This window comes from Gordonia humi, assembly GCF_014197435.1.
GTDB classification, from domain to species: Bacteria; Actinomycetota; Actinomycetes; order Mycobacteriales; family Mycobacteriaceae; genus Gordonia; species Gordonia humi.
This window is the reverse complement of record NZ_JACIFP010000001.1, coordinates 63,081-82,714: the sequence shown is the minus strand read 5'-3', so window position 1 is coordinate 82,714 and position 19,634 is coordinate 63,081. Positions and strand designations below refer to the sequence as shown.

14 protein-coding genes are annotated in these 19,634 nt (G+C 68.0%); 11 read left to right on the top strand and 3 right to left on the bottom strand.

Going from position 1 to position 19,634, the window contains the following annotated elements:
- The first annotated feature begins 107 nt into the window (after positions 1–107).
- From BKA16_RS00355 to BKA16_RS00340, 4 genes are all read left to right on the top strand, one after another.
- Positions 108–1,637, top strand: a complete 1,530-nt coding sequence (locus BKA16_RS00355) for a Re/Si-specific NAD(P)(+) transhydrogenase subunit alpha (protein WP_183368701.1) — start codon at positions 108–110, stop codon at positions 1,635–1,637.
- A gap of 6 nt (positions 1,638–1,643) precedes the next feature.
- On the top strand, positions 1,644–3,083 hold the full coding sequence (pntB, locus tag BKA16_RS00350) for a Re/Si-specific NAD(P)(+) transhydrogenase subunit beta (RefSeq protein ID WP_183368700.1): 1,440 nt from the start codon (positions 1,644–1,646) through the stop codon (positions 3,081–3,083).
- Between the two features lie 187 nt (positions 3,084–3,270).
- Entirely contained in the window at positions 3,271–5,043 is a 1,773-nt protein-coding gene (locus tag BKA16_RS00345; RefSeq protein ID WP_183368699.1) for an HSP90 family protein, read from the top strand.
- Positions 5,040–7,856, top strand: coding sequence for a hypothetical protein (locus BKA16_RS00340; RefSeq protein ID WP_183368698.1), 2,817 nt, complete (start codon positions 5,040–5,042; stop codon positions 7,854–7,856). The genes BKA16_RS00345 and BKA16_RS00340 overlap by 4 nt, the downstream gene beginning before the upstream one ends.
- A 14-nt stretch (positions 7,857–7,870) precedes the next feature.
- Here the strand turns inward: BKA16_RS00340 and BKA16_RS00335 are convergent, their stop codons facing one another.
- Positions 7,871–8,620, bottom strand: coding sequence for a metallophosphoesterase (locus BKA16_RS00335; protein ID WP_183368697.1), 750 nt, complete (start codon positions 8,618–8,620; stop codon positions 7,871–7,873).
- Positions 8,621–8,961: 341 nt separating this feature from the next.
- Here BKA16_RS00335 and BKA16_RS00330 point away from each other — a divergent pair, with 341 nt between their 5' ends.
- Together BKA16_RS00330 and BKA16_RS00325 are read left to right on the top strand one after the other, a co-directional pair.
- On the top strand, positions 8,962–9,825 hold the full coding sequence (locus BKA16_RS00330; protein WP_183368696.1) for an enoyl-CoA hydratase-related protein: 864 nt from the start codon (positions 8,962–8,964) through the stop codon (positions 9,823–9,825).
- Between the two features lie 208 nt (positions 9,826–10,033).
- Positions 10,034–10,660: a TetR/AcrR family transcriptional regulator gene (locus tag BKA16_RS00325; RefSeq protein ID WP_343067224.1), complete on the top strand. Its 627-nt coding sequence runs from the start codon at positions 10,034–10,036 to the stop codon at positions 10,658–10,660.
- 82 nt (positions 10,661–10,742) lie between these two features.
- Here the strand turns inward: BKA16_RS00325 and BKA16_RS00320 are convergent, their stop codons facing one another.
- Positions 10,743–11,138, bottom strand: a complete 396-nt coding sequence (locus BKA16_RS00320) for an EthD domain-containing protein (protein WP_183368695.1) — start codon at positions 11,136–11,138, stop codon at positions 10,743–10,745.
- Between the two features lie 406 nt (positions 11,139–11,544).
- Here BKA16_RS00320 and BKA16_RS00315 point away from each other — a divergent pair, with 406 nt between their 5' ends.
- From BKA16_RS00315 to BKA16_RS00300, 4 genes are read left to right on the top strand one after another with little or no spacing between them, the layout of a single operon-like run.
- On the top strand, positions 11,545–12,777 hold the full coding sequence (locus BKA16_RS00315) for an acyl-CoA dehydrogenase family protein (protein ID WP_183368694.1): 1,233 nt from the start codon (positions 11,545–11,547) through the stop codon (positions 12,775–12,777).
- A complete protein-coding gene (locus BKA16_RS00310) occupies positions 12,777–13,877 on the top strand; it encodes an acyl-CoA dehydrogenase family protein (protein WP_183368693.1) in 1,101 nt (366 codons plus the stop codon). Before BKA16_RS00315 ends, BKA16_RS00310 begins: the two co-directional genes overlap by 1 nt.
- Before the next feature lie 13 nt (positions 13,878–13,890).
- The gene (locus BKA16_RS00305) at positions 13,891–14,649 is read left to right on the top strand and encodes an enoyl-CoA hydratase/isomerase family protein (RefSeq protein ID WP_183368692.1); all 759 of its coding nucleotides are present in this window, start codon (positions 13,891–13,893) and stop codon (positions 14,647–14,649) included.
- Between the two features lie 39 nt (positions 14,650–14,688).
- Positions 14,689–16,239: a class I adenylate-forming enzyme family protein gene (locus tag BKA16_RS00300; RefSeq protein WP_183368691.1), complete on the top strand. Its 1,551-nt coding sequence runs from the start codon at positions 14,689–14,691 to the stop codon at positions 16,237–16,239.
- Between the two features lie 50 nt (positions 16,240–16,289).
- Here the strand turns inward: BKA16_RS00300 and BKA16_RS00295 are convergent, their stop codons facing one another.
- A complete protein-coding gene (locus BKA16_RS00295) occupies positions 16,290–17,480 on the bottom strand; it encodes a GAF domain-containing protein (protein ID WP_183368690.1) in 1,191 nt (396 codons plus the stop codon).
- Between the two features lie 172 nt (positions 17,481–17,652).
- On the opposite strand from BKA16_RS00295, the gene BKA16_RS00290 reads away from it, so the two are divergent.
- On the top strand, positions 17,653–19,488 hold the full coding sequence (locus BKA16_RS00290) for an NAD(P)-binding domain-containing protein (RefSeq protein ID WP_183368689.1): 1,836 nt from the start codon (positions 17,653–17,655) through the stop codon (positions 19,486–19,488).
- Positions 19,489–19,634 lie beyond the last annotated feature (146 nt).

Here is a 19,634-nt window from a genome sequence, read left to right as displayed (position 1 = left end):
CTCATGCAGCATTTCGTGGTCCTTCTATGGTTTGTGTCTCCTCGTCCTCGTTCGTTGCGCCTAACAACCAAGGTGAGAACTGATATGAGTGTGGGAGAGGCAGTGTCATGTTGATCGGCATCCCCCGGGAATCGAAGGCGGGCGAGACGTTGGTCGCTGCCACCGGTAAGACGGTGGGGCAGTTGCGTCAGCTCGGTTACGACGTCGTCGTTGAGGCCGGTGCCGGTGATCTGGCCGAGCAGCCCGATGCGGCGTTCGTCGAGGCCGGTGCGCGTACCGGTTCGGCGGCCGATGTGTGGGGCGCGGACGTCGTGGTCAAGGTGAACGCGCCTTCGGACGACGAGATCTCGCGTCTGCGCAGCGGTGCGACGGTGATCTCGCAGATGGCTCCGGCGCGGAACCCGGAACTGGTGGAGAAGCTTCAGAAGGCGGGCGTGACGGCGCTGGCGATGGACGCGGTCCCGCGTATCTCGCGTGCGCAGTCGATGGACGTGTTGTCCTCGCAGGCGAATGTGGCCGGCTATCGTGCGGTCGTCGAGGCGGCGCACGAGTTCGGTCGGATGTTCACCGGTCAGGTGACCGCGGCGGGCAAGATTCCGCCTGCTCGCGTGTTCGTCGTGGGCGCCGGTGTGGCCGGTCTGGCCGCGATCGGCGCCGCGTCCGCGATGGGCGCGGTGGTGCGTGCGTTCGACGTGCGTCCGGAGGTCGCCGAGCAGGTCGAGTCGATGGGCGCCGAGTTCGTCAAGGTCGATTTCGAGGCGGAGAAGTCGCAGGACGGTTACGCCAAGGAGATGACCGCCGAGCAGGAGGCGGCCACGGCGTCGATGTACGACGAGGAGGCCCGTCTGGCCGACATCGTCATCACGACCGCGTTGATTCCGGGTCGTCCGGCGCCGAAGCTGTTGTCGGCCGAGACGGTGGCCGCGATGAAGCACGGCAGTGTGATCGTCGACATGGCCGCGGCCAACGGCGGTAACGCGACGGGCACGGTGCCCGGTGAGAAGACGGTGACCGCCGGCGGTGTGACGATTCTGGGTTACACCGATCTCGCGGGACGGTTGGCCGCGCAGACCTCGCAGTTGTACGGCACGAACATCGTCAACCTGCTCAAGTTGATCACGCCGGGCAAGGACGGCGAGCTCACGCTCGACATGGACGATGTGGTTCAGCGCGGTATCACGGTGACCCGTGACGGAGACGTGTTGTGGCCTCCGCCGCCGGTGCAGGTGTCGGCCGCTCCGCAGGCCGCTGCTGTCCAGGCTCCGGTCGTCGAGCCCTCCGAGCCGATGTCGGCGGGTAAGAAGGTCGGGCTGGTTCTGCTGGGCATCGTCCTGTACGGGGTCGTCGTGGCGTTCTCGCCGGATCCGATCCCGCAGCACTTCACGGTGTTGATGTTGGCGATCGTGATCGGCTACTACGTCATCGGGAAGGTGGCGCACGCGCTGCACACTCCGTTGATGTCGGTGACCAATGCCATCTCCGGTGTCGTGATCGTGGGCGCGTTGTTGCAGATCGCCACGGACGACACGACGATTCGGGTGTTGTCGGCGATCGCGATCCTGCTCGCCTCGATCAACATCTTCGGTGGCTTCGCGGTGACTCGTCGCATGCTCGCCATGTTCAGCAAGGGGGCCTGATCGGTCATGGGAATCAACTCCATCGCCATCGCGGCGTATGTCATCGCCGCGTTGCTGTTCATCCTGTCGTTGGCGGGACTGTCCAAGCACGAGTCCGCTAAGAGCGGTCTCACGTACGGGATCGTGGGCATGGTCGTGGCGCTCGCCGCGACCATCGCGCTGGCCGTCGATCATCTTTCCGGGGTCGACGGTAAGTGGATCTCGATCGGTCTGTTGATCGGTGCGGTCGTGATCGGCGCCCTGATCGGTCTGTGGCGCGCGAAGATCGTCGAGATGACCGGGATGCCCGAGCTGATCGCGTTGCTGCACTCGTTCGTGGGTCTGGCCGCGGTGCTCATCGGGTGGAACGGTGCCATCGAGGGCTTCGACCCGACCGGTGTGGATCCCGGTGACATCCGGTCGCTGACGAACATTCACGAGGCCGAGGTCGCGATCGGCATCTTCATCGGTGCGGTCACGTTCACCGGTTCGATCATCGCGAACTTGAAGCTGTCGGCGAAGATGAAGTCCGCTCCGTTGATGTTGCCGGGCAAGAACTTCATCAATGTGGGTGCGCTGGTCGTGTTCGCCGTCCTGACCGGTTTCTACATCGCGCGGGACACGCACGACGACACGACGTCGATGATCCTGCTCGCGGTGATCACGGTCGTGGCGTTGCTGCTGGGTCTGCATCTGGTGGCCTCGATCGGCGGCGGTGACATGCCGGTCGTGATCTCGATGCTGAACTCGTACTCGGGTTGGGCGGCCGCGGCGTCGGGCTTCCTGCTCAACAACGACCTGTTGATCGTGACCGGTGCGTTGGTCGGTTCCTCGGGTGCGTATCTGAGTTACATCATGTGCAAGGCGATGAACCGGTCGTTCATCTCGGTCATCGCGGGTGGTTTCGGTATCGAGGCCGGTCCGGCCGATGACACCGATTACGGTGAGCACCGCGAGATTCAGGCCGATGCGGCCGCGGAACTGTTGGCGAACGCGAAGTCGGTCGTGATCACTCCGGGGTACGGCATGGCTGTGGCGCAGGCGCAGTACCCGGTGGCGGATATGACGGCCAAGTTGCGTGCGAAGGGTGTGGACGTGCGGTTCGGGATTCATCCGGTCGCCGGTCGTCTGCCCGGGCACATGAACGTGTTGTTGGCCGAGGCGAAGGTGCCGTACGACATCGTGCTCGAACTCGAAGAGATCAATGATGATTTCGGTGAGACGGATGTGGTGTTGGTCATCGGTGCCAACGACACGGTGAATCCGGCTGCTGCGGAGGATCCGGGGTCGCCGATCGCGGGTATGCCGGTGTTGGAGGTGTGGAACGCCAAGGATGTGATTGTCTTCAAGCGTTCGATGGCCGCTGGTTACGCCGGTGTGCAGAATCCGTTGTTCTTCCGTGAGAACACGCAGATGCTGTTCGGTGACGCGAAAGACCGTGTGGAGGACATCATCTCCGCGCTGTAGTTCGATCGTCCCACCAGACGGGCCGCGCACTCTCCCTCGAGTGCGCGGCCCGTTTCGTGTGCGTCGGAATCCGCCTAGGTCATCGTCGCACTCCAATTACGTCGGGAGATGAACGGGTCGTCCGAGGTGAGACGTGGTACAGCGGGGGGCATGAGGCCTGCCGCACCCGGCCCGTACCATCGAATCCATGGATGACGCCCCGATGTTCGACGTCGATCTGCGCGCTTTGATCGATGTTCTCGGCACCAATCTGTACACCGGGCCCGGGGTCTACGTACGGGAACTGCTGCAGAACGCGATCGACGCGCAGACCGTCGCGGGCCGATCGGATGCGCCCGTCGAGATCGTCACCGACGGCGAGCGGTTCGCGATCTCCGACAGCGGGACCGGAATGTCCGCCGACGCCATCGCCGGGCTGCTCGGCACGATCGGCGCCAGCTCCAAGCGCGACCAGTTCGGGTTCGGTTCCAGCACGCAGATCGGGCAGTTCGGAGTCGGCATGCTCAGCGGCTTCCTCGTCGGCGACCGCATCGAGGTGTCCTCGCACGCCGACGGTTCGCGGCCGGTGGTGTGGACCGGATCGTCGGACGGCCGCGTCGAGATGAGCGACGGCGACCGCGGTGAGGTCGGCACCACGGTCTCCGTGCACGCGCGCGGCGACACCCGCATGTGGCTCGCCCCCGACCGGGTGCGTTCCCTCGCAGCGGATTTCACCGCGATGCATCCGACTCCGGTGCTGGTGAACGGCGACCGGGTCAACGGCGGGCCGGGACTGTTCGGCGAGGCCTCCGGCGGGCGCGATGCGGCTCGGGTCGCGTTCTGCCAGGACGAGTTCGGGTTCACACCCCTCGAGATGTTCGACGTCGACGTCCCGGAGGCCGGACTGCGCGGTGTGGCGTTCGTGCAGCCGACCGGCGGGGACCTCGTCGCCCGCGCCGTCCACCGCGCGTACGTGAAGGGCCTGCTGATCGGTGACGTTCCCGGCCTGGTCCCGGAGTGGGCGTACTTCGTGCGCGTCGTGGTCGATTCCACCGGGCTCAAACCGACCGCGTCGCGCGAAGGGCTCGTCCACGACGACCTGTTCGACGCGGTCGCCGCGTCGTTGGGCGATCAGATCCAGGGCTGGCTCACCGGGCTCGGCGCCCGCCCGGCGCTGCGCGAGAAGTTCCTGGCCGTCCACGAGCAGGGAGTGAAGGCGCTGGCCGCGCATCGAGCGGAGCTGTTGGGCTTCGTCGACAAGCACTGCCTGTTCGAGACCAATGTGGGCCCGATGCCGCTGGCGACGTTCCGGGCGCGGTTCGACACGATCCGCTACGCGGGCAACATCGACGATTACCGCGTGCTCGCCGACGTCCTCGCCGGGCGCGGGATCGGGCTGGTCAACGCCGGTCACGCCTTCGAGACGGCGGCCATCCGAGCGATCGTCGCCGCCGATCCGACGATGAGGTGCGAGCCGATCGGACAGCAGTTCCTGCTGTCGGCGCTGGCGATGCCGTCACCGGAGGTCCGCGAGGAGTTCAGCGGCGCGACGGCGGTGGCCCGTCGCGCGGTGTCGCCGTTCGACTGCGAGGTGTCGCTGCGCGTGTTCGAGCCGGAGTCGGTGTCCGCGCTGCTGCTCACCGACGACGCCGCGCAGATCGCGCAAGACCGCTCGGAGATGCTGTCGCAGACCGCGGGCGAGCCCGACGCCTGGCTGGCCGCATTGTCGGCGATCGACGACGGCCAGAGCGCGCCGTCGCGTCCGTCCCTGGTGTTGAACGCGGCGAATCCGCTGGTCCGGCGACTGCCGTCGTTGGGTGACGACGTGGTCGCCGGTGCCCTCGTGCGGGCCGTCTACAGCCAGGCGATGCTTCGCGCTCGCCGGTCGGTCCGGGTCGCGGCCGCCTCGGAACTCGATTCGGCGATCACCCTGCTCGCCGACCTCGCCACCCGTGACCACGCCGAAGGAGCCCCGGAATGACCAGTGCCGAGCCGATGGACCAGGCCGTCTCCGAACTGCTCGACGACCTGTGGATGGCCCGGCACGGCGATCCGCGGTTCGGGCACGAGGACTTCTCGCAGTTCCCCTCGCTGATCGCCCGCGCCGACGAACTCGACGACTTGGATCTGCGATTCCTCACCCGCCTCGAAGGATCGTATGCGGCGCTCTGGTCCGCGCGGACCACCGATGTGCTGACGCTGATCGTCTGGCTGTTACGCGCCCGCGCCGAGCACGGCGCCGAATTGGACTTGCAGGACTGGCAGGTCGAGCAGTTCGAGACGACGATGGTCGACCTCCTGGGCTCGCTGGTCGGGGTGCCGGAACTGTCCCTCGACCAGATCGAGTCACTCGTCGACGACTGGGCGCGGCGGGTGCGCGGCACCGTCTACTACGCGCCCGCCGTCGAGGCGTCGGTGCGCGGCGCCGTCGCCGTTCACCGTGGCGACCGGGCCGGTGCGGTCGCGATCCTCGACGCGTGCACCGATTTCTCCCCGCCCGCGGGCACCTGCGGACCGGGGACGCGCGCGACGCTCGCCGGTGTGTACGCGGCGGCGGGAGCGTTCGATCGGGCGACGGCGTTGTCGACGCCCGACCTCGACGGCGACCCGAGCGAGCGCTGCGGATTCTTTCCGGCCGAGACCTATGGTGCGGTCGTCGAGGCGTGGAGCCGACAGGGGCGTCGCGACGAGGTGATCCGGGCGGCCGCCTCGCTGGTCGAGACCTACGGTCCGGTGCGGATCTATCACCACGTCGCCGATGCGTTGGCCGCACTGCTGCGCGTCGACGCGCTCGATCACGCGCTGCCGATGGCGGTGAAGTACATCGACGCGGTCGACGAATGCCCGCACCCGTACGCCGAAGCACATCTGGCGGCGGCGTTGTCGGCCACGCTCGCATCGGCGGCCGCGGCCGACCCGGACACGGTGGTCGTCCGGCGCGGCGACGACGGTGCGCCCGCCTTGGTGTCGGCCGCCGAGTTCGCCGACGGACTGGCCGATCGGGTCCGGCTGACGGCGACTCGCTTCGACGTCCGCAATGCGTCGGCGACGGTGTCCACGGCGTTCGAGGAGATCCTCGCGTTGCGGACGACGGGGTCGCAGCGCAATGCGGGCGGCCGAGTGAAGTCCGTGTCGGAGCGGACCGCGGAGGAACTGATCAGCGGGCTCACCTCGTTCGGCGGAGTGTCGCCCCGACGGTCGGCGCAGTGCGCCGACCTGTTGCGCGAGCGGATCGGCGAACTGGACGGCCGGGAGGCGACCCGGGCCCGCCACATCCTCGCGTGGGATCGTCGACGACAGGATCCGCAGGAGGCGATCGCCGACCTGCGGGCCGTCGCACAGGACACCCGGGAGGACTACCCGTCGTGGTCGGCGCAGTCGGAGCTGCTGGCGGCGCTGTTGGCCGTGCACGGCGGTGACGCGCCCGCCGAGACGTTGCTCGAATGGCGAGACGCCGACCCCGCCTGGAGTGCGGGAGCACAGACCAACTTCGCGCGGCTGCGCGCGATGTCGATGGCGCCGTTCGACACCGAGCTCGCCGTCGCCGCGGTGGACGCCGGTCTCGCCGTCCTCGATCGAGTGGACCGCGGGGACATCGCGTTCATCTCCGACCCGGAGACGCTGGCCACCGCGATCGGCTCGGTGGAGGCCGAATGCGCGGCCCAGCGAGCGGTACTGCATCATCTGCGAGCGGACCTGCTGGTGGAACTCGACGAGGCGGACCCGTCGGCGGACATCGACGCGGCGCTCGTCGCCGCGCGACGCGCGGTGGCGCTCGCCTCCCACCCGGATCAGGCGATGGCTCTGAGCGGCGGTCTCGTCGACGCGCTGCAGGGCGCGGCACTCGCCCAGAGTCACACCGACCTGTCGGCGGCGCTGGTCCTGATGGGCGAGGCGGAGTCGAACGCACGGTTCGCTCAACTCGGTCAGGTGCTCAACGCACGCATGTCGCTGCTGATCGACGTCGGCGACCTCGACGCTGCGCGCGACGACGCCGAGCGGGCCGTCTCGGTGTGGACGGTGGAGGGCGACGAGTACGCTGCCGACTCGACGCGATTCGATCTCGCACACGTCATGCTGATGCGCGAGGAGGATCCGCTGTCGGTGGTCGAGACGGTGCGGCAGGCCGTCGATGCGATGGCCGCGCGCGGGGACCTCGGTGCGCAGTTGCACGGCACTCAGATCCTGGCGCGCGCGTACTCGGCCGCGGGACGCTCGGACGAGGCGGTCGCCTCGTTCACCCAGGTCATCGACGCATACGCCGGTCAGGCGCCGATCGGGGTGATGGGGCAACTGCACCGGGCGCGGGCGGTCGACTCGGCGGAACTGCAACGGTTCGGCGAGGCCCTCGACGATCTGGACGCGGCGGTGGCGGCGTTCGCCGAGGCCGGTGACGGTTTCGAAGCGGCCGACACTCTGCGCACGGCGGCGCTCACCGCGCATTTCGCCGGCGACCACGATCGGGCGCTCGGCTATCTCGCACGCGCCGATCACTCGTACGAGGAGTTGGCGACGGCGGCCCCGGTCGACTTCGAGCGGGCCCGTCTCGACTTCGCGCGCGCCGACATCGTCCGCGCGCGCGACCCCGAGCGCGCCGAACGACTGCTGCGCGACGTCGCAGGCCGCGCGCGTGCCGCGAACTGGATCGGTCTGCTGATCCCCGTGCTGCATCTGAGCGCGATGCAGGCGCTCGAACGAGAGCAGCCCGCGCAGGCGCGCGAACTGCTCGTCGAAGGGCTCCGGCACGCGCCGGACCATCCGGCGCTGCTGGGGTTGTTGGAGGAACTGGAGTAGCGGGTCGGTCCGTCTCAGATCACGCTACGGAAGTGCGTGACGAGCCGGTCTCCGTCGATCAGGTGAAAGGCCATGCCTGCGGGCTGGGACTCGTTGAGCACGTCGTCGCCCTCGAACGGCAGATTGAGCGTCGAGGACACCCCCGGTGCGGTGAGCAGGGGGACTTCGGCGAACGCGGTCGCGGACGGTGAATGGATGTGGCCGCACACGAGGCCGATGATCCGCGGATGTCGTCGGACGAAGGCGTCGAACGCGGTCGGATCGAGCTGGGCGATCGAGTCCATGAACGGCATGCCGACCTTCACCGGCGGGTGATGGAACGACACGATCACCGGGCGTTCGCCCGCGGCGGCGATCTGCTCGTCGGCCCACGCGAGAGTCTGCTCCGACAGTTCGCCGTCGTTGCGTCCGGGAATCGAGGAGTCCAGGCCGAGGACGAGGAGATCGTCGAGCAACAGAGCCGTGTCGACGGGCGCGTACGGATCGGCGGCGTCGTCGGGCGCGGTGACGGACCGATAGGCCGCGCGGTCGTCATGATTGCCGAGCAGAGTGAGGGTCGGGATGTCGGTGACGAGGGCGTCGGCGGCCTCTCGGTACTGCTCGGCCGTGCCCTCGTCGGTCAGGTCGCCGGTCACGAGGAGTGCGTCGATGTTCGCTGCGCCACCGCACCGGTTCTGCAGGTAGTCGAGGACCGCGAGGATCCTTCCGCGATGCTCGGTGTCCCCGCGAAAGTGCAGGTCACTGATCTGCGCGACGACGAGCATGTCGACACGTCCCTCCGTTGACCACGTACGTGTACGAGACCAGGCTAGACCAGCCTCGTGAGTGCGGCCGACCCGGCAGAGGGTTGGCACATCACCACCGATCCCAGTGAACGGCGTCCCCGGAGACAGGCGTGAGGTCGGCGCTCCGGCCCGACGGCGGCGGATCTCGAAGCGGCGTTGCGACAAGTAATTGAATGATTATAGATTAATTGGGGAACCGAGCGACGGCCGACGTGTCGTCGCACAGCGAGGAACTCGTCTGATCGGACATCTGTCCTTTGCTGCGCCCCGCCGCGCCGATTTCCGGTGCGGCATCACCTTCTATCTCGATGGAGCCCCGCATGACCGAAGCAGTAGGCACCTCCGCAACCAGGATCCATGAGGGCGACACCCTCTGGATCGAGCGTCGCGGAGCCGTTGCGATCATCTGGTTGAACCGGCCGGACAAGCTCAACGCGATGACCTTCGCGATGCGGGACGAGATCGTCGCGGCGTTCGATGTGACCGATGCGGACGAGGCCGTCCGTGCGGTGATCCTGACGGGAACCGGGCGTGCGTTCTGTGCGGGCGCCGATCTGGCGGAGGGTGGCGAGGCCTTCGCACCCGAGGACGGATTCGACGGGGTGCCCCCGGACGGCGGAGGTCTGGTGGCGCTGCGCATGTATGCGTCCGAGAAGCCGATCATCGCTGCCGTGAACGGGCCGAGCGCCGGAGTGGGCGTGACGATGACCCTGCCCGCGGACGTTCGGATCGCCTCGGCGACTGCCAAGTTCGGTTTCGTGTTCGCCCGTCGGGGCCTGGTGCCGGAGGCGTGCTCGAACTGGTTCCTCCCGCGGGTCGTCGGGATCGCCCAAGCACTGCGGTGGACGCTCGCCGGAGCGATGGTCACCGCGGCCGACGCGCACCGCGCCGGCCTCGTCTCGGAGATCGTCGACGCGGACGCCTCGGTCGTGGACCGTGCGGTGGAGATCGCCGCCGAGTTCACCGAGGGGACCTCGCCGGTCGCGGTGGCTCTGACACGTCAGCTGATGTGGCGGATGCTGGGTGCCGACGGTCCGCAGGAGTCGCACCGTCTCGAGTCGGACATCCTCTTCGACCGTGGCGTGTCGGCCGACATCCGTGAAGGAGTGACCGCCTTCTTGGAGAAGCGGCCGCCGGAATTCGTCGACTCGGTCAACGACTACCGAGGGCGATTCGACTGGTGACCGGTGCTGCGGCGCGGTGATCGCGCGGCCGTGGCGGTCGGGATGCCGTCGACGCCGCACAGCGTGGTCTATCGGTGTCGACGGGGCGGGATTCGTGCCGATCTGAACGTGTCGTGATCGGTTAGCATGAAACGACACCTGTCTGTGACGAGAAGTGGAGGGCTGGAATATGGCTCGGCCCAGTAAGCCCCTGTTGGATCATCAGTCGGTGATCGATACGAGCATCGAATTGATCGAAGAAATCGGCATGGACAAGTTCTCGATGCCGAAAGTCGCTCGGGCACTTGGCGTCCAGACCTCGTCGCTGTACCACTATTTCGCCGACCGGAATGCGCTGATGACGGAGGTGGCTCGAAAGATCATGCGGGAGGCACCGATGCCGCCGATGCCTCAAGACGACGACTGGGTGGAATGGTTCGTTGAGCTGAGTTTCAATTATCGTGAAGCCATTCGCCGCTATCCGAATGCTGCGATCGTCCTTGTGGAATTCCTTCCGCGTGATGTCCTCACCGGAAATTATGATTGGTGCGCGCACATTCTGGCCGAGTCGAACATCGACCCGGCGCTTCATGTCGCCCTGCTCGACGGGTTGGAGAAGATCTCGTTCGCAACGGTGCTGTCCAGCCTGCGACGCGCGACGTCGAGTGCGAGCGATACCGCGGTGTTCCCTCATGCCGACGCGGACCGCCATCCGGCGCTGATGCGGGCGCTCGCGGCGAACTCCTGGTCGGAGGACCAGCTCTTCGAGGTCACGATCCGCAGCTTCATCACGGGTCTGCTGCATGCGGGCACCGACGCGGTCGTCGCCGGAGCGATCACGGTCGCGGCGTCCTGAACGAAGGCCGTGCACTGCGTCGAACGGCGTCCCGGCCACTCGTGTGCTTCTCGATTCCGAGAGCGCCTGTCCTTGTCGATGTCTACTCGTCGCACAAGCCGTCACGCGCGACGACGATGCGGTCACGGGTCATCCACAGCGGTGACTTCGACAGATCGATGAAGTTCTTCTCGTCTTCGACGAGCTCGGCCGCGGCGACCCGTTCCTCGCGAGTCCGTCCACCGGATCGGAACGCGTCGAGAGACTCGAACCAGAGGGAGGCGACCCCGTCGTAGACCGCTCCGGGCGCTCCGCGGTGTGCGGCGAGCGGCGCCGCTGGATCGCCGTCGACGGTGTGCGACTGCTCGTACCCGATGATGCCGAGGAGTTCGGCGCGTTCGCGGACCAGAGGTGCGTGCACGTCGTACCAGTAGTCGAGGAACTCGGTGCGCGAGAGATGGGGGAGTCTGGTCAGGCAGAAGGTGAGACGTACGGACAACGGGGGTCCTCCGGTCGGTTCGGGTGTGTTCAGTAGACCGGGTCACGGCGGATTCCGTGACCGCAGGAGCGGCGGGACTCGTTCCGATCCACCGGATGCCGGGGCGCGAACCGTTCAGAGGCTACCCATGCGATCCGAGTGCCGTCAACCTTTAGATTAAATCCCGCGACGGACCGCCGGATCGGATCCCGAGACGGCTTGCGAACGTAATCGACAGGATTTAGATTCAGTGGCGACGCAGCGCCCAACCCACGCGAGCATCGCGTCGCAGGACCGTACCCGGACACGACCTCGCCCATGCGGCACCGCACGGACGCGGCGACGGCGTTCCGGAGCGCGGTGCGAACCGCAGTTCCAGGACCGGTGATCGGCGTACACGAGGCGGCATCAGAACGACAGGAGAAGAATGGACATCCAGTGGTCCCCGGACGATCTCGCGTTCCGGGACGAGGTACGGGCGTTCCTCGACGCCGAGCTCACCCCGGAACTGCGGGCGGCCGGGCGGTTGATGACCAGCGTGTACGCCGATCATGATGCGAGCATGCAGTGGCAGCGGATCCTGCATCGGCGTGGGTGGGCGACTCCCGCCTGGCCGGTGGAGTTCGGCGGATGCGACTGGTCGTTGACCCGGCACTACATCTTCAGCCGCGAATCGGTGCTGGCCGGTGCGCCGGCGTTGTCGCCGATGGGCATCTCCCAGGTCGCACACGCGACCATGGCTTTCGGGACCGCCGAACAGAAGGAGTACTTCCTGCCGAGGATCGCCTCCGGCGACATCGTCTTCTGCCAGGGCTACTCCGAACCGGAGTCCGGATCGGATCTGGCGTCGCTGAGCATGTCGGCGGTCGCCGACGGCGACGACTTGGTCTGTTCGGGCACCAAGGTGTGGACCACGCACGCGAACGTGGCGAACTGGATGTTCTGCCTGGTCCGGACCTCCCGCGACGGCCGCAAGCAGCAGGGCATCACCTTCCTGCTGATCGACATGACCTCGCCGGGCGTGCAGGTCAAACCCGTCGTGATGTCCTCCGGCGAGCACATTCAGAACGAGGAGTTCTTCGATGCTGTGCGTGTGCCGAAGACCAACGTCGTCGGCGAGATCGACGACGGATGGACGGTCGCCAAGTATCTGCTGACCTTCGAGCGCGGCGGCGTGGCCGCGGCCCCGCTGCTGCAGGTGATGGCGGCCGAGGTGCTCGAGGCCGCGCGGACCGCGCCCGGCCCGGACGGCCGGCCGCTGATCGACGACGCGGTGTTCCGGAACAAGCTCGCACAGGCCCGCATCCGCGTCGACGCGTTGGAGATGCTTGAGTTCCGGGTGCTGTCAGTCGTGGCCGACGGCGGATCGCCGGGGACGATGTCGTCGATGGTCAAGGTGCTCTCGACCGAGCTGAGCCAGACGTTCACCGAACTGCTGCTGGAGGCGGCCGGTCCGCGGGGCGCCGTCTACCAGCCGCACGCCACGCGACCGGGCGGACCGGTCCCGGGGTACGAGCCGCCCGCCGACGGATACGTCAGCGGAGAGCCCTGGCAGGCGGTGGCGCCGCTGCGGTACCTGAACGACCGCGCGGGCACGATCTACGCGGGCAGCAACGAGATCCAGCGAAACATCCTGGCCAAATCCGCATTGGGGATCTGATGGACTTCACCTTGACCAAAGAACAGGAACTGCTCACCGAGTCGCTGTCGGCGTTCCTGAGCACGCGCGAGGCCGACGACGGCGATCGGTGGGCCGGACTCGCCGACGAGATCGGCGTCCTCGGCGTGGCCCTGCCCGAGTCGGTGGGCGGATCGGGTGGCGGCGCCGTCGAGATCATGGCCGTCACCGAGGCGCTCGGCGCGGCGACGGCCACGGAACCGTTCGTCGAGACCGCCGTGGTCGGCGCCGGTCTGCTGCGATACGCGGGCGGGCCGGACGAACTCCTCCGCGGCATCGTCGACGGAACGGTGCGCATCGGTTTCGCCGCCACCGAGGCGGCGGGCGGGCACTGCCGTCGTGATGTCACCGCCACGGCGCGGCGCAGCGGCGACGGGTGGATCCTCGACGGTGAGAAGACGGTGGTCGTCGGCGCTCCCGACGCGACACATCTGATCGTGACCGCTCGGACGTCCGGTGCGCGGCGTGACGAGTCGGGGATCTCGTTGTTCCTGGTCCCGATCGAGGGCCTAACGCGTCCGTCGGGGCTGCGGTTGGCCGAGTACGGCACGACCGATCGTCGTCGCGCCGCTGATGTCGTGTTCGACGGTGTCGAGGTGCCCGCGACCGCACTGCTCGGCGACGAGGGTGCGGCGTGGCCGATCGTGTCCCGCGTGATGGACGAGGCGACGGTCGCGGTGTCGTCGGAGGCGGTCGGACTGATGCGTCGTGCACTGGCCGAGACGGTGGAGTACACGAAGGGCCGTCGACAGTTCGGTCAGGCGATCTCGGACTTCCAGGTGATCCAACACCGGCTGGTCGACATGTACATGGAGATCGAGCAGTCGGTGTCGGCCGTGCATCTGGCGACGGCGTCGCTGCACGCGGAACCGGACGAACGCGCGCGGGCGGTGTCGGTGGCCAAGGCCACCGTCGGACGCGCGGGACGCTTCGTGGGACAGAACGCCGTTCAGCTCCTCGGCGGCATGGGCATGGTCGCCGAGACCGCGGTGAGCCGGTGCTTCCGTCGGCTGACCGTCATCGAGAACGAGTACGGTTCCACAGATCTGCACATCGCGCGCTACGCCGATCTGACCGCGTGAGCCGGGGACCGACATGACCGAACCGCTGGTAACCACGGGCATCGACGCCGCCGTCGCCACCGTGACCCTGAATCGCCCGGACAAGCTGAACGCGGTGACCCCGGAGCTCTTCGAGGAACTTGCCGCTCACCTGGACCGATTGTCGGAGAGTACCGACGTCCGCTGCGTGGTGCTGGCCGGCGCGGGTCGCTCGTTCTGCGCCGGACACGACCTCGGATCCGTGGCCGACGACGAGGCGGCGGCGAACCGGTACCGGGAGGCCGAGATCGTCGACGCGCTCGAAGCGCTGCCGATGCCCACGGTGGCGAAGGTCCGCGGACACTGTCTGACCGGCGGACTCGAACTCGCGCTGGCATGCGATCTGATCGTCGTCGCGGAATCGGCTCGGATCGCCGACACCCACGGCAGGTGGGGGTTGGCGCCGGTGTGGGGAATGTCCGTGCGACTGCCCGAGCGCGTCGGCGAGTCCCGGGCCAAGGAGCTGAGTTTCACGAGTCGGTTCGTGGACGGTCGAGAGGCCGCCGACATCGGGCTGGCGGACCGTTGCGTCGCCGACGACGATCTCGATGCGGCGATCGACGAGCTCACCGGTCAGATCGCGGCGAACTCGGTCGGGTCGAACCGGATCTACAAGCAGCTGTATGCGCGACGTCGTACGCTCGATCGTCGTGCCGCGCTGCTCACCGAACGCGACCTGGTGTTCGGCATGCCCGACGATGCGCGGGAGCGGCTCGGGTCGACCCGTCGACCGCACCGCGACCATTCCGGATGAATCCGTCCGCGCTGCCCGATTGTCGGGTTACGTTGGGGCATGGCCTCGTTCATCGACTCCATGACGGATCGGACCATCAGCGGACTGCTCGCCGCCCGGGCGCGGGACACCGGTGACGCACCGTTCGTGCATTTCGGCGGTGACACGATCACGTACGGCGAGATGGACGAGCGGTCGGGGCGGGCGGCGCACGTGCTGCGCGGGCTCGGCGTCGCCCGCGGCGACCGGGTCGCGATCGCCGCATCGAACAGCCCGGACTGGCTCGTCGTCTACTTCGCCACCGCACGACTCGGCGCGATCCTGGTGACCTTGAACGTCGTCTATCGCGAACACGAGTTCACCTACATGCTCGGCCAGTCGGGTGCGCGCGTCCTGATCTGCGAGGAGGAGGCCGGCGGCTTCGCGTTCCGGCCGTTCCTGGACGGACTGCGACCCGAGCTGCCGACCGTCGAGCACATCCGGTACCTCGGCGACGGCGACGATTCGTGGAACGGGTCGGTCGCCGCGGCGCCCGAGGCGGCCGACGATCCGACCGTCACACCGGACGATCTCGCCGTCGTCCTGTACACGTCGGGGACCACCGGCGACCCCAAAGGCGCGACGCTCACCCACCGGAGCCTGCTCGCATCGGCCGCGATGCAGGCCGATCGGTTCGCGCAGACCGCACAGGACACGATCCTGGGTGCGATGCCGTTCAACCACGTCGGCGGACTGACCTGTACCGTCGGCTCGACTCTCGTCGCGGGTGGCGCCGTCGCCCTGCTGCCGCGATTCCACCCCGATCTCGTCGCCGATCGGCTGGCGCGGACTCCGGTGTCGGTGTTCGTCGGGGTGCCGACGATGTATCGGATGCTGTTGGGTGCACCGTCGTTCACCGCGACCGATCTGAGCGGAGTCCGACTCTGCGTGGTGGGCGGCTCGAACCTGGAACCGGCTCTCGCGCATCAGGTCGCCGAGCGTTTCGCCGGGCCCCGCCTGGCCAATCTGTACGGGCTCTCGGAGACGTCGGGCGCCTGCGTGATCTCACCGCCCGGCGACGATCTCGACCTGGTCAGCACGTCGATCGGGACGGTGCTCGACGGTGCGCAGGCTCGGATCGTCGACGACGGCGGAGCGGTTCTCGCGGCCGGTGAGACGGGGGAGCTTCAGGTGCGCGGTGCGTGCGTGGCCGCAGGGTATTGGGACAAGCCCGACGAGACCGCGGCGACCTTCGGATCCGACGGCTGGCTCGCCACCGGGGACGTCGGGACGATGTCCGACGACGGCCACATCGCGATCGTCGCCCGCAAGAAGGAGATGTACGTTCGCGGAGGATACAACGTGTACCCGGCCGAGATCGAGAACGTGATCGCCGCAGACCCGTCCGTCGCGATGTGCGCGGTGATCGGCGTGGCCGATGCGCGGTACGGGGAGACCGGGTACGCGTTCGTCGTACCGGCGGACGCCGCCGTCGACGTCGATGCGCTGCTCGACCGGTGCCGGCGCGCTCTGGCCGACTACAAGGTGCCCGACGGCGTCGAAGTGGTCGACGCGTTGCCCATGACGCCCGCGGGAAAGATCCGGAAGGCGGCGCTTCGACCGCACCGGTGACGATCGGGCACTCCCGACGGTGTACAGCACGGTGCGGAGCGCCGATGTTCTCACGCCGCGACGGACACCTCGTCGGCGAACCGGTACGGGCCGGTCGCGAGCAGTCCGCCGAACACCTTGCGCAGTCGGGACATCTCCGCGCGGACGGTCACCGTGCGCGTCGGATCGTTGAAGAGTGCCGTGGACAGTTCGGCGGCGGTCATACCCGTGCGGTGGCGCGCAAGCAACGTCAGCAGGTCGCGGTGTCGCGGTGACGGACTGTGCGTCCAGGCGCCGTCTCCCGAGGTCACCGTCACGACGTCGCCGATCGTGACGACGGTGCCCGCGTGGACGGTCTCGCCCGCGGGGCGCACCAGCCAGCCGCCGGGCAGCGGTTCCACATCGCAGAGTCCGAGGCCTGCGACGACGATGCGGGCGGGCGAGACGTCGGGCGGGAGCGCGATGCGGCGCCGCGGCTCCACCCGATCGACGGCGGCCACCCAGCCGAACTCGTCGACGGCCAGCGCGGGCCGTCCCGTGCGGGCCAGAATGGGCGCGGCGACCGACCGCAGCATGTCGAGCTGGTCGCGGTGCGCGCCCTGCAGTCGGGCCTCGGCCAGACGGGCCACCGAGTCGACCAGGGCGACGGTCGCAGGATGGATCGACGACGCGGGACCGCTGACGTCGACCACGCCCAGTGTGCGGCCGGTGCGCGGATCACGGATCGGCGCACCGGTGCACGTCCACGCGTGATGGGTGCGGACGAAGTGCTCGGCGGAGAACACCTGGACGGCCCGTCCGGAGGTCAGCGCCGTGCCGATGGCGTTGGTGCCCACCGCGTTCTCGGCCCACGATGCGCCTTCGACGAAGCCGAGGCCGTCGGCGCGTCGTCGGACCGCCGAGGTCCCGGCGCGCCACAGGACGTGGCCTTCGGCGTCGGCGACCACCAGGATGTTCGGGCTGTCGCGCAGGACGACGTCCAGACCGTGCGCGAGATCGTCGAGAAGCTCGGTCAGACCGGACGCGCCGCGGCGCGCCGCGAGATCGGCGGCCGCGATCGGATCGGCCGGACCGCCGATGTCCGGATCGACCCCGGCATCCAGGGCACGCGCCCACGACTGTTCGATCACGGAGCGAGGACGTGCGGGCAGCCGGGCGCCGGTCATCGCGGCGTCGTAGACCTTGTGCAGGACCTGAGCGAACTCACGGGGATCCTCGCCGGTGGTGAGCGCCGGTTCGGGAGCCCGATACGCAGTGGTCATGGTGCACCTCACTCGAATGTGGTCGCAGTCACATCTCTGTCACCGTACAGAGTGCGCCCGCTCGTGCAGCGCGGTCAACGGCGTTGCAACCCTCTGCAACCCTTGTCGGCGGGGTCGCCGGGAGAGTGTGCTGTCCATCACAAGAATGAAGGACTGCTGGAGAGGACACATCATGACGCAGACCGTGGACGCGCCGATCGACACCGCGGCGACGCCGGCCGAGCGGGTCGACGCCTGGCTCGCCGAGTTCAACGAGGCCTTGGCCTCCGGTGATCCGCAGGCGGTGGCCGCGCTGTTCGTCGAGGACAGCTACTGGCGCGACCTCGTCTCGTTCACCTGGAACCTGAAGACGGTCGAGGGCCGCGAGCAGATCATCGACATGCTGACGGCGCGTCTGGCCGAGACGAAGCCACGAGGCTTCGTCGCCGACGAGGAGCCGACCGACGCCGACGGCGTGGCCGAGGCGTTCATCACGTTCGAGACCGAGACCGGGCGAGGCTTCGGTCAACTGCGCATCCGCACCGATGACGACGGCGTGGACCGCGCGTGGACGCTGCTCACCACTCTCCAGGAGTTGAAGGGACACGAGGAGTCGCAGGGGTTCAGTCGTCCGCTGGGCGCCACACACGGCAGCGATCCGGGCGCCAAGTCGTGGGCCGAGCGCAGAGAGGAGGAGGATGCCGCGCTCGGACGCACCGTGGAGCCGTACGCGCTGGTCATCGGCGGCGGCCAGGGCGGCATCGCCCTCGGCGCGCGACTCCGTCAACTCGGTGTGCCGTCGATCGTCGTCGACAAGTACGACCGTCCCGGCGACCAGTGGCGCGGCCGCTACAAGACCCTCTGCCTGCACGACCCCGTCTGGTACGACCACCTCCCGTATCTGCCGTTCCCGGCCAACTGGCCGGTGTTCGCCCCCAAGGACAAGGTGGCCGACTGGCTGGAGATGTACACGCGGGTCATGGAGGTGCCGTACTGGAGTCGCACGGAGTGCACGTCGGCGACCTACGACGAGGCGCAGGGCCGCTGGACCGTGGAGCTGAACCGTGACGGCGAGGAGATGACGTTGCATCCGACGCAGCTGATCCTGGCCACCGGCATGTCGGGCAAGGCCAATGTGCCGTCGTTCCCGGGCGCGGGCGATTTCGCGGGCGATCAGCACCACTCGTCGCAGCACCCCGGCCCCGACGGGTTCGTCGGCAAGAAGGTCGTCGTCATCGGCGCCAACAACTCGGCTCACGACATCTGCAAGGCCCTCGTGGAGAACGGCATCGACACCACCATGGTGCAGCGGTCCTCGACACACGTGGTGAAATCGGCGTCGCTGATGAAGATCGCGCTCGGCGGTCTCTACAGCGAGGAGGCCGTGGCCTCGGGTATGACGACCAAGAAGGCCGACATGACCTTCGCGTCGCTGCCGTACAAGATCATGCATCAGTTCCAGATCCCGCTGTACGACGAGATCCGTGAGCAGGACAAGGACTACTACGATCGCCTCGAGAAGGCCGGTTTCCTCCTGGACTTCGGCGACGACGACTCCGGCCTCTTCATGAAGTACCTGCGCCGCGGCTCCGGGTACTACATCGACGTCGGCGCGTGCGAACTCGTCGCCGACGGCACCATCAAACTCGCGCACGGAGGCGTGGACCACATCACCGCCGACAGCGTGGTGCTCGACGACGGCACCGAACTGGAGGCCGACGTCATCGTCTACGCGACCGGCTACGGTTCGATGAACGGTTGGGCCGCCGACCTGATGGGTCAGGACGTGGCCGACAAGGTGGGCAAGGTGTGGGGCCTCGGCTCGGACACGGCCAAGGATCCGGGCCCGTGGGAGGGCGAGCAGCGGAACATGTGGAAGCCCACCCAGCAGGAGAACCTGTGGTTCCACGGCGGCAATCTGCATCAGTCGCGCCATTACTCGCTGTACCTGGCTCTGCAGCTCAAGGCTCGCTTCGAGGGCATCGACACCCCGGTCTACGGACTGCAGGAGGTGCACCACCTGAGCTGACACCGTTCGAACGTTCCGCGTCGGTCGGGCCCCTCCGCCGTCGAGCGGCGCCGAGACCTGCTGCTGGGCGGGAGTCGTCGCAGACCCGCCCAGCAGTAGCCCCAGCGGTTCGAGCGCCGTCTCGGTCTCCGCGCGTCGGCCCGCCG

What these genes read in the sequence shown, in the direction of transcription:
- pntB (WP_183368700.1), top strand. Translation starts at nt 1,644, where the DNA reads ATGGGAATCAACTCCATCGCCATCGCGGCGTATGTCATCGCCGCGTTG.
- BKA16_RS00290 (WP_183368689.1), top strand. Translation starts at nt 17,653, where the DNA reads ATGACGCAGACCGTGGACGCGCCGATCGACACCGCGGCGACGCCGGCC.
- BKA16_RS00315 (WP_183368694.1), top strand. Translation starts at nt 11,545, where the DNA reads ATGGACATCCAGTGGTCCCCGGACGATCTCGCGTTCCGGGACGAGGTA.
- BKA16_RS00305 (WP_183368692.1), top strand. Translation starts at nt 13,891, where the DNA reads ATGACCGAACCGCTGGTAACCACGGGCATCGACGCCGCCGTCGCCACC.
- BKA16_RS00295 (WP_183368690.1), bottom strand. Translation starts at nt 17,480, where the DNA reads ATGACCACTGCGTATCGGGCTCCCGAACCGGCGCTCACCACCGGCGAG.
- BKA16_RS00300 (WP_183368691.1), top strand. Translation starts at nt 14,689, where the DNA reads ATGGCCTCGTTCATCGACTCCATGACGGATCGGACCATCAGCGGACTG.
- BKA16_RS00330 (WP_183368696.1), top strand. Translation starts at nt 8,962, where the DNA reads ATGACCGAAGCAGTAGGCACCTCCGCAACCAGGATCCATGAGGGCGAC.
- BKA16_RS00335 (WP_183368697.1), bottom strand. Translation starts at nt 8,620, where the DNA reads ATGCTCGTCGTCGCGCAGATCAGTGACCTGCACTTTCGCGGGGACACC.
- BKA16_RS00340 (WP_183368698.1), top strand. Translation starts at nt 5,040, where the DNA reads ATGACCAGTGCCGAGCCGATGGACCAGGCCGTCTCCGAACTGCTCGAC.
- BKA16_RS00345 (WP_183368699.1), top strand. Translation starts at nt 3,271, where the DNA reads ATGGATGACGCCCCGATGTTCGACGTCGATCTGCGCGCTTTGATCGAT.
- BKA16_RS00310 (WP_183368693.1), top strand. Translation starts at nt 12,777, where the DNA reads ATGGACTTCACCTTGACCAAAGAACAGGAACTGCTCACCGAGTCGCTG.
- BKA16_RS00355 (WP_183368701.1), top strand. Translation starts at nt 108, where the DNA reads ATGTTGATCGGCATCCCCCGGGAATCGAAGGCGGGCGAGACGTTGGTC.